Genomic DNA, 18,004 nt, shown 5'->3' on the forward strand with positions numbered 1-18,004 from the left:
CCTTTTAGGTGTACATTTCAAGCACCTGACGGCTCTTTCTGTCAAGCTTATGAATGTCAGGGCAAAAATATTTGTTGCCGTCTGCGTCGTTGACGTAGAGATAATCATAGCCTATCATTCTGAAATTCTGATACCAGTCACGGATACAGATAGTTTTCTGCCCTGAAGTTGTGTCAGCCTTTACAAAGATCGCACCACGCATATTGTCCTTTATGCTGTAGACCTTTGTTATCTCAGGCATATAGTATTTGTATTCAAGATAACTGTCAAGAAGCTTGTATTGCTCATTGTCAAGCTCCGCCATATCTTTTATCACGCCTATCTCACGGAACTCTTTTTCGGAATTTTCGTATGAAAGGCTTATGTAGGTGGTCTTTGAGTAAAATGGTATGAGCCTTGTGGGGTTTACCTTGTGATAAGTCCTGCCCTCATAATCGAGGGTAAGAAAACCGCTTTCTTCCTTTGCAAGGCGTATCTTTTTGCAGTCAAGCAAGGTCAGCTTATCGACCTCGTAGACCTCCTGCTCAGCAGTAATATTTTCAGCCATTGTGTTCATCTCCTTACTATTCGTTTATGAACTGCAATGCTTCAGATTGCAGCTTGTAAAGCTCGAAATATTTGCCTTTTTCTTTTATGAGCTTGTCATGTGTTCCCATTTCTTTAAGCTCTCCATTTTCGATAACGCAGAGCATATCAGCGTCACGGAGAGTTGAAAGGCGGTGTGCGATAGAAATAATCGTCCTGCCCTGTTTCAGATTATCGATAGCGGCTTGTATCTTTCGCTCTGTCCTTGTGTCCATGGAAGCGGTCGCCTCGTCAAGGATAAGTATGTTAGGCTTCTGAATGATAGCCCTTGCGATAGATATTCTCTGCTTTTCACCGCCTGACAAGGATATTCCGCCCTCGCCGACCTTAGTGTTATAGCCCTCAGGGAGCTTTGTTATAAACTCATGTGCGTTTGCGGACTTTGCCGCTTCGATAACTTCTTCCATGGTTGCGTCAGGGTTTGCATAGCGGATATTGTCAGCTATCGACCCTATGAAAAGGAAAGTTTCCTGAGAAACTATTCCGATATTTCTGCGCAGATCGTCAAAAGCTATCTTTCTGATAGGTACGCCGTCAATGGTTATCTCACCGCCTGTTACGTCATAAAGCCTTGCCATAAGGTTTATGATAGTGGATTTTCCTGCACCCGTTTTACCAACGATTCCAAACATATGCCCAGCCTGCACCTTGAAAGAAACGTTTTTTATGATAGGGTGTCCTGCTTCATATTCAAAGGATACATTTTTAAGCTCGATATCGCCCCTCATGTTTTCCATGTGAACAGGGTGTTCGTCCTCTTTTACAGTAGGCAGAGCGTCCATTATCTCAAACATTCTTGATGCGGCGTCCATACATTTTGCCCAGCGGTCGCCTATCCATGTGAAAAAGTTGATAGGATCCATAGCCATTTCGGTATAGGAAATAAGTGCTGAAAGTGCGCCGAATAGTATGTGACCTTTTATAACAAGCACTGCGCCAAGGCAGAAAACAAGCTTGTTCACTATCCTGTAGAACGTCCATATAACAGGGATAGTGTTTGCTATTCGTGAGTTTATCCTTGAGTTTATCAAAAATGCGTCAGTGTTTTTTACCCTATAGCGTTCTATTTCTCTGTCCTCACGGGCGAAAGCCTTTACCACACGCTGACCGTTCATAACGTCAGACAGCACCGAGTTTGCAGAACGCATTGCAACGTCATATTTGCGGTAAAGCTTGCGCTGGCTTTTGTAAAATTGGTGCTGAACTATCTCTATCACCGAGATAGTGAGGATTATACCAAGTGACAGAAGTGGCGAAATTGTGAGCATTATCACCGCAATTCCCACTATCTTTACCACGTTTGTAAGTCCATACGGCACTATATCCGTGAAAAACCAGTAGATGTTCTGACTATCTCTGTCGACCCTGGACATAAGCGAGCCTGTCTGTTTGCTTGTGAAAAAGTCAAGGGAAAGCCGCTGCATTGAGGAGAATATCTTCACCCTAAGCCGGTGCGTAACAACAGGCACGACCTTTGAGGTTATAATGCCTGAAATGATACGCATTATCATTCCTGCAATGTTAATGCCCACGATGAGCATTACTATCATGAGTATCTTGCCATAGTATTTTCCGTTTTCCGCAAGCACATCATCATAGAGCATCTGAGAGCCGAATATCGGCGAAAGCACTGCGAAAACATTGCTTAAAACTATGGTGAGCAGTATGAGAAATACCGCACCCTTAAATTCACCGAACATAGAAAGCAGGCGTTTGAACACCGAGCGTCTGTCTACACATCTCGGACAGACAGGGCGGTTAGGGTCAGGATAAGGCTCACCGCAGGTAGGGCAGTGGGTCTTTACTCCTTCCAGCAGGCGGTCGTCAATAGGCTCGTTCTTGGCTGTGCAGTTCACACGCTGGCTGAATTTCTCAAATTTGTCAGCAAAGCCAAGTGAGAACCTCGCTATAGGGAATTCCTTGCCTGACTTGTCCTTTATCATAAGTCTTGCGGAATTTGCATAGCGGTCAACAAACATTTCTTCAATGCTGTCTATGGGGTATTCATCATAGCCTGATACTGTGAAGCTTACGAGATTTTTTCTCTTCTGCCCACGCTTCATTTTTCCGTATTCTTCATAGCCACGGAGTATGCAAAGGGTGTCTTTTGTGAAAGTTATGTATACGTCCACATATCCGCCCTCACCGTCAAGGTCAGCTTTTACGCAGTAAAGCAGCTCGTCAGTCATAACTCCACGCTTTAGCAGTTCGTTTTCTGCAAGCTGTGGCAAAACGTCAAAAAACTTCATGTATTCCCTCCTTTTCGGGATAAATTTCATATTCTTCCGATATAATTCTGTAAATTCGCATAACGTAACTGCCTATAACAGGTCAAAAAAAGACCTCTGATACCTGATATCAGAGGTCGCAATAGATCTGCAGTATAATATCCAGAAAGCTGATAAAAATCTCATTAGCTTTTGGCAATAAGGGCAGGCAAAATGACATCTGAAAGGCACATCGAACTTGCATTATTTGTAAGGCTTATATTCTCGTTAGTCTTTAGAAGATCAAAAAGAATATTTCTCATTTCACCCACCACCTTTCAGTTTATTCTTATAGCGTTTATCATTATACGATTTTTCGTGAAACATCACGCAAGGTTTATTATATAGCCAAACTTTCTATTTGTCAATAGGATTTTCCAAATTTTTTTTGCTTTTTGAGAAAGCTGCCCAGAATATCAGCACAAGAAGTATCACCGCAAAGCACATCCAGCCTATAAGGACCGGCAGACTTCTGTTTGAGAATGTGTCATAGTAGCCTTTAAGATAGATGAAACAGATAAGTGCAGGCACAACGTAGGCCATGTAGCTGCGAAGCCAGTTAGGGATATGCTTGCCCTTGCCAGTGTTGGCTTCCTTGATGAAGTTCTCCCAGCCCCAGCCGTTTTTGCGAACGCAGAAAAGCACTCCCACAAGAGAGCCAAGCGGCAGAAGATTAGATGATACCAAGAAGTCTTCAAGGTCCATGATAGTCGAACCTGCGCCCATTGGCTGGATATTTTTCAGCAGGTTAAATCCAAACACAGCAGGCATTGTAAGCACAAGTATCATCACAAGGTTTACAATAAGTGATTTTTTTCTGCTCCAATCCCACAGTTCCACCGACATTGTGATAATGTTCTCAAACACTGCGATAACGGTGGAAAGCGCCGCAAATGACATGAAGATGAAGAAGAATATTCCCCACAAACGGCTTGAAGCCATATGGTGGAAAACGTTAGGCAGAGTAATGAAAAGCAGTGACGGACCTGAATCAGGCTCGATTCCGTATGCAAAGCAGGCAGGGATTATGATAAGTCCCGCAACGACAGCCACGGCAGTGTCAAGAACGATAACGTTCACAGACTCGCCTACAAGAGTGCGGTCCTTTTTCAAATAGCTTCCGAATATCTCCATTGTGCCTATGCCTATGCTTAGTGTGAAAAACGCCTGAGTCATTGCGGCGAAAAGCACTGATGTGAAGCCTTTTTCTTTAAATACGTCAAAGTCCGGCACAAGAAAGAATTTAAGCCCCTCAGAAGCGCCTTTCAGCCTGATAGAGTTCACTGCCAGCACCACCATGAGCGCCATAAGCAGTATCATCATAATTTTCGTTACCTTTTCAATGCCGTTTTGCAATCCCAGTGCGCAAACACCGATACAAAGTATGATAACGATAGCCGAGAATATGAGCATGAGCCACGGGGAAGCTTGCATATCCTTAAAAGCCTCAGCCGTTGCCGCGGTGCTTGAAGCGTCCAACGAGCCAGTGGCATATTTAAAAGCGTAGTATAACATCCAGCCTGTGACCATGGTGTAAAACATCATGAGCAGATAGTTTCCTGCAATGCTCGTGTACTTCGTGCAGTGATATCGGCTACCGGGCTTTTCAAGTCGGTTGAAAGCCTGAGAAAGACTTCGGTTGCTTCCTCTGCCTATGGCAAATTCGCATATGAGTATTGGAAGACCCAACAGTACAAGGCAGATAAGGTATAGGAACAGAAAAGCTCCGCCGCCGTTTTGTCCGCAGATGTATGGAAATTTCCACACGTTGCCAAGACCAATGGCACACCCTGCGGACACAAGTATAAATCCCAATCGTGATTGAAAGGTTGCTCTGTTTTTATTTTCGTTCATAAAAAATATTCTCCTGTAAAAATAGTCATACAATCTCTATTATATAGTATATCGTGGCTTTTGTCAAATTTTCACAAAGTATCATGTTACTATGCTAAAACGTGCTAAAACGAGCCTTTCAAAAACGCAAAAGCGGGGCGTCGAGGGCGCCGTCCCCTACATATACTGCAAAATGTTTTGTGAAATTTTGCCGAAAACAAAAACCCTCCCAAAAGGGGAAGGCTTTGTTTTAAGGAAATGTATTATTAAAGGATAATTATTATGCAAATTTATATAAATTCTATTTTTCTGTAGGAGTCGATAGCGCCCTGATGTTTAACGCTTTCACCGCAGAATTTATTTGAAAACGCTATACAGCGTTCTAGCTGTGCATTGTCAAGGTCACAAAGACCTTCGGCGGTCACATTGAGAGTTTTCAGTGCATATAGGAACGAGCCTATAAATCCGTCTCCTGCACCTGTTGTGTCAACGGCTTTCACCTTTTCGCTCTCTGCAAAAGCCTGAGCGTTATTTGTGAAAGCATATGCTCCCTCTGAGCCGCAGGTGTATATCACAAGCTTCACATTGCCTGTGAAAAGCTTTGGCAGAGCGGCTTTGATGTCGTTTTCACCTGTGATAAATCCAAGCTCTTCGTCTGATATCTTCACAATGTCAGCCATTGGTATAAACTCATTCACGGTATCATGCAGAGCTTTCTTGTCGTTCCAAAGAGGAAAACGCAGATTAGGGTCAAAGCTTATCATTGCGCCTTTTTGACGTGCATAGGCGATAGCCTTTTTGTGTGCGTCTTTCATCGGAAAATCTCCAAGGGAAACACTGCAAAAATGCAGTGCGTATGCGTCCTCAAACCATTCCTCTTTTACCTGCTCCGCTGAAAAAAGCATATCTGCGGAGGGCTTTCTGTAGAATGAGAACGTCCTGTTGCCGTCATTTTCAAGGCTCACAAAAGCCAAAGCTGTGTTCGCCTTGTCGGTGAAGCTCACAAGGGAAGTGTCGATTCCAGCCCTTGCAAGGTCGCCTGCTATCTTTCTTCCGAATGGGTCATCACCAAGCTGAGTGATAAATTTCGAGCTTCCACCAAGGATAGTGAACGCTCCGCAGACGTTTGCAGGCGCTCCGCCGCTTTTAGGGCTGAAAGCCGTTACTTCTTCAAAGGCACAGCCTGTCTGTGCAGGAATAAAATCTATCAGTGCTTCGCCTATGGCAAAAAGTGTGTTTCCCATTGCAGTTCCTCCTCTCAGATGTCCCAGACCTGTGCCTCAAAGCCGTTTACTTTAAGCTTTACGCTGCCATTATCGGGATATATTCTTGTTGACATTACAGTTTCGCCGTCATTGATATATACCTCAATGCTTGACATATCTGCGATAACTCTTATGTTTCTCACGCTGTCTATCTCTGCATTTCTTGTTGTTCTGCCACAGCCGTATTTTTCGTCAGTAAATTTCATTGTAAAGAGCTTTTTCTCTTTATCAAAGTCAAGTTCCAGCTTGCCGTCAAGGGATATGCTGAAGCTGTCCGCAGGCTCGCCGTCAAGCTCAAATGGCAGAGGATATTCTGCAGTTTGACCGCTGCTCTGACGGCGTGCGTTGCTTTTAAGCTCGTCAAATTCAGCTATAGGCTGCTGTCTGAGCTTGCCGTTGGGTGCAACAGTTACAACTCTCGGTATGGTAAGGCAGTGCTGCCAGCCAAGTTCAGTTGTGGCATTGCCGTAGACCTTGTTATCCATGCCAAGCCAGCCTATGAGTATCCTCCTGCCCTGTGGGTCAAGAAATGTCTGCGGTGCATAGAAGTCAAAGCCCATGTCCCACTCGGTGAAGTCACCGAGAACGCTGTCCTCAAGCTTGCCCTGAACAGGAAAGTAGCCTGATTCGTTAAGGTTCTGCCATTTTGTTTCATAGTGGGGCATACCCTGCGGGCAGGTGCTTAAAAAGCCCTTGCCGTCTATCTCGAAATAGTCAGGGCATTCCCACATATAGCCGTAGCCCTCTTTGTATACTTTGCCGGTGTATTTCCAGTTTATAAGATCGTCAGATTCGTATACAAGCACACAGCCCTCGTCGTCAAGAGTTCTTGCACCCAGCACCATTTTCCATGCGTCGCCTTCTTTCCACACCTTTGGATCTCTCACATGGCATGAGCAGAAATCAGGGTAGTCGCTGTTTCTGAGAAGTACCTGCTTTTCACTCATTTTGCTTCCGTCTGTGGTGGTGACGTGGATAACGTTCGCACCTCTGCCGGCTTTGACATAATCATAATCGCCTATCATCTTCACATTACCTGTGTAGAAAATATGCAGAACACCGTCATTTTCAATGGCGCTTCCTGAGTAAACACCATGGCTGTCCTCAGGAATGTCAGGCATCATAACTGCTCTGTCATAAGTCATGTGCATAAGGTCGCTGCCGTGATAATGTCCCCAGCCTCTTGGCGTGTGACCGTCAGCGGCAATTGGGCTGTACTGAAAATAAACATGATATTCGCCCTTGTAAAAGCTCAGACCGTTCGGGTCATTGAGCCAGCCGTCAGGCGGTTCGATATGAAATCTCTGACGCCATTTTGCGTTCTTTATTCTTTCTCTGTTTTCCAGTTTTTCTTTGTTATCCATTTATATCCTCTCCTTTTAATGCGTTGACTATAATTATTGACGGTTTGTCTGTACTTTATGCGTTTACCTTTATTAGCTTATCTCCTATAGTCACTTCTGTGCCTTCTTCTGCAAGCTCCTCAACGGAGGCAAATTCGTCTGAATTGCCCACAAGAACAGGTGTGATAGTCTGATAGCCCTTGCTCTTTATAAAGTCCATATCGAAAGTGATAAGCGTCTGTCCCTTTGTTACTCTGTCGCCCTCAGAAACGTAAGCCTTGAAGCCCTCGCCTTTAAGCTCAACAGTGTTTATTCCAACGTGGATAAGAAGCTCCTTGCCGTTGTCAAGCGTCAAACCAACTGCATGGAAAGTGTCAAAAAGCGTTTCGACCTTGCCGTCGTCAGGTGCAACGACCTTGCCCTCAGTAGGTTCTATTGCCGCACCAAGACCAAGTATGCCCTGTGCAAAGGTCTGGTCAGGAACGTTTTCAAGCTTTACAGCCTTGCCGCTAAGCGGAGCTGTGATAATGCCGTCATCTGCTACGTCTGCATTTTCAGCCTTTGTTTCGATAGTCTGTGCAGGCTGTTCAGCCTTTTCTGTCTTGTTTTCGGAAGTCTTGTTCTCGTTTCTTATCTGCTCGTTATTGGTGCCGAAAAGCCAAGTAAGAGTGAATGCAACGCCCATTGCTACAGCCATTGAGATTATATACTTCACTGGGTGGTTGAGTGTAAGAAGTATTGCAAATATTCCTGTTACACCTGTTGCAGTTGCGCCAAGGTGGAGGATAGAAGCGACCATTGCTCCGCAAGCACCGCCGATAGAGCCGAATATGAAAGGCTTTACAAATCTAAGGTTTACACCGAATATTGCAGGCTCTGTGATGCCAAGCATACAAGACAGAGCAGAGGGATAAGCCATTGATCTTATCTTATTGTTCTTGCTTTTTACTGCCACTGCAAGGCAGGCAGCTCCCTGAGCCATATTTGCGGCAGATGCCAGAGGCAGCCAATATGTCGCACCATATTTAGCAAGCTGACCAATGTCGATAACAGTGTACATATGGTGTATACCGCCAACAACTGTTGTTGAATAGAAACCGCCCATTATGAACGAACCAATGCCGAATGGGATAGTGATAAGCTTCTGAACGCCTGTGATAATGCCATTTTCAAGGGCAACGAATACAGGACCGATAAAGGTGTAAACGAGAAAAGCTGTTACTGTAAGGCTCACAAGAGGTGTAACGAAAAGGTCGACAATGTCAGGCACTTTCTTGTGAAGCTTTTTCTCGATGTTCGCAAGAATGAATGAAGCGATTATGATAGGAATTACATGACCCTGATAACCTACCATGTGAACGTTGAACAGACCAAATATGGAGAACGTCTGCTCATAACCGTTTGTGGAAACTGTCCAAGCGTTTTGCAGGTCAGGGTGGATAAGGAACATTCCTATTACCGCACCAAGATAAGGGTTGCCACCGAACACCTTAGTTGCAGAATAGCCAATAAGTATCGGCAGGAATGTGAACGCTGCATTTGAAAGCAGTTTGAATATTGTGAAAACATATCCATTTGTGTCAAGGGAGATAAAGCCGTTTGAAGCCATGAAATTCAAGGCTTCCATTATTCCCATGATAAGACCGCCTGCAACGATAGCAGGGATTATAGGTACGAATACGTCACCGAGAGTTTTGATAAGCCTTTTGAACCAGTTCTGCTTCTGAGCCACCTGAGCCTTGACTTCGTCCTTTGAAGAGGCTTCCACGCCTGCCTCTGCGATAAATTCGTCATAGACCTTGTTTACCGTTCCGGTGCCTATGATGATCTGAAGCTGTCCTGAAGCTTCAAAAACGCCCTTTACAACATCAATGTTCTCCAGGGTATCCTTTTGTATCTTTGAGTTGTCTGCGATTATAAGTCTTAATCTTGTGGCACAGTGTGCGGCACTGACCAGATTTTCCTTTCCGCCTATAGCAGAAAGTATCTCACGAGCTGAACTTCTGTGATCCATAATATCCCGTCCTTTGCTTGCTTTTTTATTATTTTGTCCGAACTATGTTATTTTATCAGTTTCATTATTTATGTGATACCGATTTCATTAACTATATTATAACCCATGACAGTGCATTTGTCTATTGACAAATAATATAAACTTACAAGGAGGTATTACAAGGTTTCACACAGTTTCACATTTTTTCTCTGTAGACTCACGCTCTTCCAGCTCAAAATCGAGCGTCAGTGTCCTTGGTATAGAGCTTTCTCGCTTAAGTGAATTGAGCAGCATTTGTGCCGCTTCTATGCCTGCGGTGCGATAATGAAAATGCACAGAGGTCAGGGGAGTGGACGTGACATTACAAAGCTGAGAGTCGCCAATACCTGCTATCATTATATCCTCTGGTACTTTCAATCCCTGCTCACGGCAGGCAAGGAGCGCGCCTGCGGCAAGATTGTCGGTGGCACAGAAAATGTGGTCGTATTTTCTGCCGCTTCTCAGTAATATCAAAGCCCTTTTGTAGCCTGAGTCCATTTTAAATTCAGCCGTCTGCATATCAGACTTTTCAATGTTGATGCCGTTATCAGAAAGGGCGTGGAGAAACCCGTCTTTTCTTGCCTGACCTGCCGCCTTGTCCTGCTCGGTAACACCGATAAAAGCGGGCTTTTTGCAGCCTTTGTCAAGCATAAGCTTCTCTGCGGTATAGGCGGCTTTGTAATCGTCATGACAAACGCAGTTTGCACCCTTGTATTCCTGTCCCACAATTACCACCGGCACACGCATTTTTTTCAGCACAGCGTCATGGAGCGGAGTGAAAACAGAAGCCAAAAAGATAACTCCGTCAACACGATTGCTTCGGAAAAGCTCCAGATATTCCACTTCTTTCTTTGGGTCGTTGGCAGAGTTCACAAGCAAAAGCTGATAGCCCTGCTCACTGAGTACCTGACTTATTCCCTCCACCTCTCTTGCACAGCTCTCGCTTGAAAGCTTCGGTATAATAACTCCCACAAGCTTTGTCACCCTTGTTCTCACGTTCTGCGCCTGAACGCTTGGGGCATAGCCTGTGGCTTCTATGGCGGCTTCAATAAGCCTGCGCTTTTCTTCGCTCACATAGCCGTCGTTGAAATATCTGCTCACAGCAGATTTTGATACTCCTGCGGCTTTTGCAAATTCGGTAATGTTCATTCCTCGTCACTCCTTTTATTATATTATACCACTGCACTGTGAATTTTCAATATGGTTTCATATGAATATTTCATATATAATGTGAAACTGTTTCAACTTAAAAAACTGCCGCACCAAATCGGTACAGCAGTTATGAAAATCTATTTCACTATGGCATGAAGCCTCCATTTTCCACCCTTGTATCTTATAAGGCTCACCATAGCGGTTACAAACCATGTTGCAGCGGTGGTGTACCATATGCCCCAGTAGCCTATGAAAGCTATCCTTGTGAGGATAAGTGAAAGACCTATCCTGCATATTACCTCCGCCATGCCGTTTGCAAGGGCATAGTTTGTATCGCCTGCGCCGTTCAAAAAGCCCCTTGTGGTGTGGATAATACCCAGCGACCAGTAGAAAAGTGAGGTTATGATAAGCGCTTTTGCCGATATGCTTATAACAGTCTTGCCCTTGACAAACCAAGATGTTATCGCTCCACCGAACAGTGTGAACAGTACAAGCACCACTGCCGAGAATATCACCGATATCTTTATTGCACAAGCAAGACCTTTCTGTGCACGTTTTTCTTTTCCTGCGCCGATATTCTGTCCTGTGAATGTTGAAACCGCCGCATTAAGTGAAGAAAAGGGCTGTTGAACGAACTGTTCGATACGCATTGAAACTGTGTATGCCGCCATGACCGTTTCGCCAAAGCCGTTTGTCACACGCTGGAGAGCCACCATTGATACCGAGATAAGCCCGTTTTGTATGGCGATAGGCACGCCTGTTTTCACACAGCGGCACATCATGTCCTTGTCGGCGTGCATATCGTCGGCGGTGAGCTTTATCTCTCCGCTCACTGCAAAGCAGTACACAATACAAGAAATGGCAGAAAGTGCCTGCGTAAGCACTGTTGCCCATGCCGCACCTGCTATTCCGAATTTGAATACCACCACAAAAAGCAGGTCAAGGAGGGCGTTTAGCAAGCTTGCTGCACCCAAGAATATCAGCGGTGTTTTTGAGTCGCCCAAAGCCCTCATTATGGCGTTTATCCAGTTGTATGCAGCCACCGCTATCGTTCCGCCGCAGGCTATCTGCATATACGCCGCAGAATCTCCGATGAGCTTGTCGGGAACTTTCAAAAGCTCCAGTATAGGTTTTGCGGCAGGCACGGATAAAAGGCTTATTACAACGCCGAATATAGCCGTGACAAGTGCCGAATTGAACACTGCCGACCGCAGGGCTTTTTTCTTGCCTGCACCGAAATACTGTGCGACAATTATTCCTGCACCCACCGAAAGACCTATGCAAAGGGTGTAAAAAAGATAAGTGATAGAGCCTGTAGCACCAACAGCGGCAAGGGCGTCATCGCCCAGATAACGCCCCACCACCATAGTGTCCACTATATTGTATGTCTGCTGCAAAAGATTTCCTGCAAGCAAGGGCAGTGAAAACATTATTATGTGCCGCATTTCACTGCCTTGTGTCATGTCTGTTGTTCTGCTTATTTTAGTCATTATTTTCCTTACGCTTCTTTCTCGCTATGCCGTATATCACTGCACCAACTGCCGCAGCAGCGCAAATGCCTGCCCCAACAGCTATAGGAAGCTTGCTTTTGCCTGACTTAGTGCTTTCAGACTTCGCAGGCTTTTTCTTCTCGAATGGTATCTTTCCGCCTGTTACCTGCATAGCGTCAATTGTATATTTGCCTGATTTTATGGTTACCTTTGCGGTGTGAGCGCCCTCAGACAAGCCTTCAAAATGGCATGATATCTCACGCTGACCTGTCCTTGAAACTGTCACGAGCTGTTCATCACCTCCGTCTATTGATACCCCGAGTATAGCGTTTTCTCCTGTTTCACCTGAAAGCGCAAAGCCTGTTCCCTCAAAGTTTACTGTGAAAGAGTCGCCCTCTGTGCCATCTGATATGGTTCGTTTGTAGTTTTTGAAGCTGCTCATAAGGTTGTGTTCCCAGTTGCCCTCAAAAGTGAAGCAAGAGTCTGTTTCGTCAAAGCGAGTTACATATGTGTCACTGCCCTCCACAGGTTCAGCAGAGAAGTTGTCAAAGCTGTTTTTGTTGTATGAGCTGAAAAGTGACGCTCTGCCTGCGCCGATAAGTGATTCACCCTCGTTCACAGTGTATTCAGCCACCATGTTTCCGTCAATATATCCACGGATAACGTTGTTTACAGCCTCAACTTTAAGCTTGTGAGAAGCTGTGCCGTCAAAGCCGTCTATGCTTCCACTGCTAAGAGTGCCGTCATTTGCTTTAAGCTCCCAGCTTCCGTTCTCATAAAGCTTTATCCAATAGCCACTGTATGAATTGCAGCCAAGCGTGTATCTCAGACCAACGCCCACATAGTTTGATCCTGCGTCCTGCGAAGTCGCAAAAGCAGCGTCAACGTTCACAGAGTAGTTATACCACCTGTCATCACCGAATGTAGTCACAGGTTCGGGGGTGTAGCCCCACTCGTTGGCTTTCATGTCAGCCGTTATCTGCTGAACTAGCATATTGCCCTTGTCGGTCTTTTCCACCTCGAAAGCACCGCCCTGATCTGTTGTGTATCTTGGCGCATTGCCCCTTGATGAAAGATAATTCTCAGGATAGCCTGCATACTCAAAATCGTCCGAATATGGAAGCTTCAAAACAGTGCGTTCGCTCTCGTCAGCGTTTTTGTATTCTGTGCGCTTAGGTGTAACAGTAGAAATTGTCACAATAGAATTTGGCTTCACTGTCACAGCGTATGTATAAGCTCCGCCGTTCTCTGTAGGGGTTATATCCTCAGTTTTCTTGAAATAATTCTCGTCATAGCTGCCGTCAATGCTGTCAGGACCTCTTGTTTCCCATACGCTCACGTTGCTTGACGCCTTGTCAAGTCCTGATACCTTGAGGTCATACTGTATAGGCCCGCTGGTAGTGTTTGTGATAACAGTGCTGTAATCGCCTGTTTCTGTGTCTGTGGCGGTCATATAGCTGTAAACTGCGTCGACGATAGCGTGGCCGTCACCGCCTTTTTTGCCGTCGCTGTAGCAGCCGCTGTCAACGAACGCCCAGCCTTTTTCAATGAACTGTGAAAAGTGCAGAGACATATAAAATCCGCTGTCAAGCATATAATAACCGCTCCAAGGGTCGCAGGCTGAGATAAGCTGTTTCTGACAGTAGCAAGCGCCGTCATAGTATGCCGATACAACAGGCTGATACTCATAAAGTGTCATTTTGCCGTTGGGATACATTCCGATTATTCTGTTTGCAATATCAAGGGTGCCGTTTATGCCTGCCAGACCTGAGCCGTCATATCTGTATGTACCCTGCGCATATGCCATTGGCGAGCTTGCTTCGCTGAACCAAAGCTCTTTGTTTTCTTCATATGCAAGCTTCTGTGCGTTCTCGGTGGACTCGCTTGTGTAATGGCTTCCCACCACGTCAACAACGTTCATAAGTTCGCTGTCCTCATACATTCTGTCAGCAAAGCCCCATGTGCAGACCTCTTCACCACCGACTATCTTTATCTTTGAGTAGTCATAAGGGGTGCCTTTTTCACTTTTGAGATGAGAGGAAAGATATTTCACCCATTCAGGGTCAGCTCCACGCTCATTCTGCACAGCACTTACATAGTCAAATTCAAGTCCATATGTTTCATAAGCGGCGTCAAGGGTGTTTTTATACCATTTGTATCTTGCAGCATAAACATCGGAAGCGTCAGATACCCACTTTGGTTCACTCCACCATAGCATATCCAAGGTGAGGTCAGGATTTATCTTCTTTGCGTCAGCGGCAAGCTGGTATGCCGCACCTCTTGTTACGTCAGCCTTTTCGTCCTCTGTTCTCATTACAGACGGTTCTGTGCCTGATGATGAGTTTATATCCGCACCCATTTCCAACTTAAGGTGAGTAATGCCGATGCCCTCTTTGCCAAACATATACTCCATTATCTGCTCATATACATCAGGGTGTTCAGCCTTGTAATCTAGCAGAAGCCTTGATGAGTTGTTTGCGCTCACCATGCCTGCCCCTCTGTAGCGCATATTTTCTTTGAGCTGAGCCGTAGTTCCGTCAATAACTATCTCTCTTGTATTATTTGTATTGCTATCGTTCACCGTTGTTCCCTCCGCACTGCAATTGTAAGCGCCTGCGCCAGATATCATCATGACCAATGCTGACACCATTGACGCGCCCCTTTTTAGTATCGTCATAAGTTATCCTCCTTGCATAAAGCATGGCTTCTTGCTTTCTTATGACAATTATAAGCTTAAAGGAGTGTATGGTCAATCTGAAATATTTTGCATATTATTAAGATACGAACATTTTACTTTGAAATATGCTAAGAAAATTCTAATAAAGCTTAAAATATTATTACAAACCTGTTCCTCTTGAACGACGGTATTCTCTTGGCGAAACGCCCTCCAGCTTTTTAAAAACGATGCTGAAATAGTTTCTGTCCTCATAGCCCACCTGCTTGCCTATGTCGCCTATGTCAGAGTCGGTGTTAAGAAGCAGAGATTTTGCCTGAGAGATACGTCGTTTTGCAATATATTCAAGGGGACGCATTGAAGTTTCTGCTTTAAAAACACGGCAGAAATGTTGTACTGACACTCCCGAAAGTCCTGCAAGTGTTTCTGCGGTGATATCCTCCATGTATCGGCTGTCAATATACAAAAGCGCCTGCCTTGTAATGCTTCCCACGTTGTTTCGGCTGTCAGGGAAAAGCATTGCAGTCCTCATGGCGAGGATATATTCATACACAAGTGCGGAAGTTTTTTCGCCACAATTCACAGGGTCGGCAGCGGCAACAAAAATTCGCTCAAAAAGCTGAGCGGGTTTTTGGGTGTTTATCTCAGGGGAGAATCTAAAGCTGTCAAAGCCAAGGTTTGCAAGCATTTGCCCCGCAAATTCACCACGGAAAACTATCCAGTTTGTTATCCAATTTCCATTTGAGGGATAATATTCATGCGGAACGCTAGGGGGCAGATAAAATGCCGAGCCTTTAGTCTGCACAAATTCTTCTCCCCCGACAATTAGCCTGCCCTCGCCACCTGAGGTAAAAAGAAGTTGATGTGAAACAAGCCCTTTGTCCCTTGTGACATGATATTCAGGGTCGGAAATGCCTATTCCGGTGAGATAAAAGGGCAGGGAAGTCTGCCTGCCGATAACAGGATATATGACCTTTGTCACTGCCACACCTCCTTTTCAAAGTGTAGTTTCATGGTAAATTATATATCCACAAGTGCAATTTGTCAATGGTTCGGTGCTTGACTACAGGTAAACATTGTGCTAAACTTTTATACACAGCGTTTTTCGACACAGCGAACGCCCGAAAGGCAGATGAACATTTTGGAAAAAAATCACGATAGAAAAGCATTCAAAGCCCTGAAATGGGCTTTTCCTTATACAATACCGATATTCGCAGGTTTTTGGTTTTTAGGCATTGCCTATGGCATTTATGCTAACGCATCAGGATTCAGCTTTGTCTACCCCCTCATAATGAGCATGACGATATATGGCGGAAGCCTTGAATTTATCACAGTAAGTATGCTTCTTTCACCCTTTGCGCCTGTGCAGACCTTGATAATGGCGATAATGATACAAGCTAGGCACTTGTTCTATGGCATTTCAATGCTGGATAAGTTCAAAGGGCTTGGCTGGAAAAAATATTATCTTATCTATGGAATGTGCGACGAAACTTTCAGCATAAACTACTCAGCAGAGATCCCCAAGGACGTTGACAGAGGTTGGTTTTACTTTTTTGTTACGCTACTCAATCAGATATATTGGGTGAGCGGTGCAACTATCGGCGGTCTTATGGGTGATCTTATAAGCTTTGATACCAAAGGACTTGACTTCGCAATGACGGCTTTGTTCGTTGTGATATTTCTTGACCAGTGGCTCAAAGAAAAACACCATATGAGTGCATGGATAGGCTTGATATCAAGCGTTGTCTGCCTTATACTATTTGGTACAGACGATTTCATGATACCCACAATGATATGTATTCTCGTTCTGCTCACGGCTTTTCGCAAGCCTATAGAAAACCCTGAGAAAGCAGGTGACGCAAAGTGACGATAACTCAGCAGGTCATCACTATAGGAATGTGCGTTTTAGGCACTGTTCTCACAAGAGCACTCCCGTTTCTTATTTTCAACGGCAAACGCCCAACACCACGCTATGTGCAGTATTTGGGCAAGGTGCTTCCAAGCGCAATATTCAGTATGCTCGTGGTATATTGCCTTAGAAACGTAACACCTCTGCATTACAGTTACGGCTTGCCTGAACTTATCGCCATAGGCGTGACAGTGACAGTGCATTTGTGGAAAAGACAAATGCTTTTGTCTATTGCAAGCGGAACAGTGTGCTATATGCTTTTGGTACAGCTTGTGTTCAAATAAAACAAAGGGTCAGCATTTTCGCTGACCCTTTTGCTTTGCCCTGCTATTTAATTCTCCGAAACATCGATAACAACATATTCAGACTTGCAGCCTGTTTTGAATTTTATCGCCCAGTCTGAAATGCCTGATGTCACGATAAAGTTGGTGTCCTCACGCTTTTCATAGCCGTATGTGCGGTCATTGCCGCCGATGAGAGTGCCAAGGAAGTTTATTGGTATGAGCTGACCGCCGTGTGTGTGACCTGACAAAACAAGGTCTACCTTTGACGCCGCCTGAGCGTCATAATCACAAGGCTGGTGATCCATTACAACTGTGAACTTCGAGCTGTCAAGATCCTTTGTGAGCTCTTCCATAGATGCTCTGTGACCGCCCTTTTCCATTTCCTCAGACCTGTCCTGTCTGCCTATTATGTAGAAACGATCGTCGATAAGCACGGTGTCGTCCTGTAATACGTTGACATTGTTCTTTTCAAGCTCCGCAATAAGATCGTCACCGCTGTAGCCACGATACGAAGGGTCATAGTATCCCTTGTCATGGTTGCCAAATGAGAAATAAACGCCGTAGTTTGTTTTCAGCTTGCCAAGAGCTTCACAGCACTGTATCATGTCCTCTTTTGATGTGTCATCATCAACAAAGTCGCCTGTTATAAGCACCACATCGGGGTCAAGCTTCTGTATCTCTTCCATGTACTTTGCGAAGCCGTCCCCATGGAACGTTGTGCCAACGTGAGAGTCTGCAAATTGAACTATCCTTATGTCACCTGACTTCTTATCAGTTTTCAGTGTGTAGTCAGTTTCCCATACATTATTGCAAAGATACCAGCCCACCGCAAGATAAACCATCGTCAGCGGCACGGCGATAAAGCCTGCAAGGCATTTGCTTGCCTGTTTCTTTGATATCTTCTTTCCAATGAACACAAACAAGTCGCACAAAAGCCAGAATATAACAAGATGCAGCAAACAGATTATCGCATTTATCCAGTCCCATATAAGCCATATTATGCCGCCTGTGAGCACTATAAGACCTGCACTTATGGCGTATTTAAGTACCTTTTTATCCTTTGAAAGCTTTTTTATAAAGCCAAAAGCTGATATTCTTCTTGTGAGATAAATAAAGCCAGCCACAGAGCAGACCGCCACAAGAATAGCTATAATTAACCATAAAAACATA

General features: G+C 44.8%; 13 protein-coding genes. 2 read left to right on the forward strand and 11 right to left on the reverse strand.

From position 1 onward, the window contains the following. Nucleotides 1–4: 4 nt before the first annotated feature. The 10 genes from RBI_RS03290 to RBI_RS03335 all read right to left on the reverse strand — a co-directional run bounded on the left by RBI_RS03290 (nucleotide 5) and on the right by RBI_RS03335 (nucleotide 15,623). A complete protein-coding gene (locus RBI_RS03290; protein WP_038671035.1) occupies nucleotides 5–547 on the reverse strand; it encodes a DUF1854 domain-containing protein in 543 nt (180 codons plus the stop codon). 16 nt (nucleotides 548–563) lie between these two features. Beyond that, complete coding sequence (locus RBI_RS03295) at nucleotides 564–2,834, reverse strand: ABC transporter ATP-binding protein (protein WP_038671037.1); 2,271 nt, start codon at nucleotides 2,832–2,834, stop codon at nucleotides 564–566. 375 nt (nucleotides 2,835–3,209) lie between these two features. Continuing rightward, nucleotides 3,210–4,706 carry a sodium-dependent transporter gene (locus RBI_RS03300; protein WP_038671039.1) on the reverse strand — a complete coding sequence of 499 codons (1,497 nt, stop codon included), beginning with the start codon at nucleotides 4,704–4,706 and terminating at the stop codon, nucleotides 3,210–3,212. A gap of 269 nt (nucleotides 4,707–4,975) precedes the next feature. Further along, nucleotides 4,976–5,929 (reverse strand): carbohydrate kinase family protein, encoded by a 954-nt coding sequence (locus tag RBI_RS03305; RefSeq protein ID WP_038671041.1) that lies wholly within the window; start codon nucleotides 5,927–5,929, stop codon nucleotides 4,976–4,978. A 14-nt stretch (nucleotides 5,930–5,943) separates the two neighbouring features. Continuing rightward, on the reverse strand, nucleotides 5,944–7,314 hold the full coding sequence (locus RBI_RS03310; protein ID WP_038671043.1) for a glycoside hydrolase family 32 protein: 1,371 nt from the start codon (nucleotides 7,312–7,314) through the stop codon (nucleotides 5,944–5,946). Between the two features lie 55 nt (nucleotides 7,315–7,369). Further along, complete coding sequence (locus tag RBI_RS03315) at nucleotides 7,370–9,307, reverse strand: PTS beta-glucoside transporter subunit IIBCA (protein WP_038671045.1); 1,938 nt, start codon at nucleotides 9,305–9,307, stop codon at nucleotides 7,370–7,372. A 165-nt stretch (nucleotides 9,308–9,472) separates the two neighbouring features. Beyond that, nucleotides 9,473–10,474: a LacI family DNA-binding transcriptional regulator gene (locus tag RBI_RS03320; protein WP_038671047.1), complete on the reverse strand. Its 1,002-nt coding sequence runs from the start codon at nucleotides 10,472–10,474 to the stop codon at nucleotides 9,473–9,475. Nucleotides 10,475–10,614: 140 nt separating this feature from the next. Beyond that, on the reverse strand, nucleotides 10,615–11,967 hold the full coding sequence (locus RBI_RS03325) for an MATE family efflux transporter (RefSeq protein ID WP_038671049.1): 1,353 nt from the start codon (nucleotides 11,965–11,967) through the stop codon (nucleotides 10,615–10,617). Further along, complete coding sequence (locus tag RBI_RS03330; RefSeq protein WP_038671051.1) at nucleotides 11,960–14,644, reverse strand: glycosyl hydrolase family 59; 2,685 nt, start codon at nucleotides 14,642–14,644, stop codon at nucleotides 11,960–11,962. The genes RBI_RS03325 and RBI_RS03330 overlap by 8 nt, the downstream gene beginning before the upstream one ends. A 160-nt stretch (nucleotides 14,645–14,804) precedes the next feature. After that, nucleotides 14,805–15,623, reverse strand: coding sequence for an AraC family transcriptional regulator (locus tag RBI_RS03335; RefSeq protein WP_038671053.1), 819 nt, complete (start codon nucleotides 15,621–15,623; stop codon nucleotides 14,805–14,807). Between the two features lie 150 nt (nucleotides 15,624–15,773). Between RBI_RS03335 and RBI_RS03340 the strand changes: the two genes are divergently transcribed. Together RBI_RS03340 and RBI_RS03345 are read left to right on the forward strand one after the other, a co-directional pair. Beyond that, the gene (locus RBI_RS03340) at nucleotides 15,774–16,508 is read left to right on the forward strand and encodes an AzlC family ABC transporter permease (protein WP_178086258.1); all 735 of its coding nucleotides are present in this window, start codon (nucleotides 15,774–15,776) and stop codon (nucleotides 16,506–16,508) included. After that, nucleotides 16,505–16,834: a branched-chain amino acid transporter permease gene (locus tag RBI_RS03345; RefSeq protein WP_038671055.1), complete on the forward strand. Its 330-nt coding sequence runs from the start codon at nucleotides 16,505–16,507 to the stop codon at nucleotides 16,832–16,834. Before RBI_RS03340 ends, RBI_RS03345 begins: the two co-directional genes overlap by 4 nt. A 47-nt stretch (nucleotides 16,835–16,881) precedes the next feature. Here the strand turns inward: RBI_RS03345 and RBI_RS03350 are convergent, their stop codons facing one another. Next, a complete protein-coding gene (locus RBI_RS03350; protein ID WP_038671057.1) occupies nucleotides 16,882–18,003 on the reverse strand; it encodes a metallophosphoesterase in 1,122 nt (373 codons plus the stop codon). Between the last annotated feature and the right edge of the window lies 1 nt (nucleotide 18,004).

Source organism: Ruminococcus bicirculans (ex Wegman et al. 2014) (assembly GCF_000723465.1).
GTDB classification, from domain to species: domain Bacteria; phylum Bacillota; class Clostridia; order Oscillospirales; family Ruminococcaceae; genus Hominimerdicola; species Hominimerdicola aceti.

Coding starts and splice junctions, on each gene's coding strand:
- RBI_RS03290 (WP_038671035.1), bottom strand. CDS start 547: ATGGCTGAAAATATTACTGCTGAGCAGGAGGTCTACGAGGTCGATAAG.
- RBI_RS03295 (WP_038671037.1), bottom strand. CDS start 2,834: ATGAAGTTTTTTGACGTTTTGCCACAGCTTGCAGAAAACGAACTGCTA.
- RBI_RS03300 (WP_038671039.1), bottom strand. CDS start 4,706: ATGAACGAAAATAAAAACAGAGCAACCTTTCAATCACGATTGGGATTT.
- RBI_RS03305 (WP_038671041.1), bottom strand. CDS start 5,929: ATGGGAAACACACTTTTTGCCATAGGCGAAGCACTGATAGATTTTATT.
- RBI_RS03310 (WP_038671043.1), bottom strand. CDS start 7,314: ATGGATAACAAAGAAAAACTGGAAAACAGAGAAAGAATAAAGAACGCA.
- RBI_RS03315 (WP_038671045.1), bottom strand. CDS start 9,307: ATGGATCACAGAAGTTCAGCTCGTGAGATACTTTCTGCTATAGGCGGA.
- RBI_RS03320 (WP_038671047.1), bottom strand. CDS start 10,474: ATGAACATTACCGAATTTGCAAAAGCCGCAGGAGTATCAAAATCTGCT.
- RBI_RS03325 (WP_038671049.1), bottom strand. CDS start 11,967: ATGACTAAAATAAGCAGAACAACAGACATGACACAAGGCAGTGAAATG.
- RBI_RS03330 (WP_038671051.1), bottom strand. CDS start 14,644: ATGACGATACTAAAAAGGGGCGCGTCAATGGTGTCAGCATTGGTCATG.
- RBI_RS03340 (WP_178086258.1), top strand. CDS start 15,774: ATGAACATTTTGGAAAAAAATCACGATAGAAAAGCATTCAAAGCCCTG.
- RBI_RS03350 (WP_038671057.1), bottom strand. CDS start 18,003: ATGTTTTTATGGTTAATTATAGCTATTCTTGTGGCGGTCTGCTCTGTG.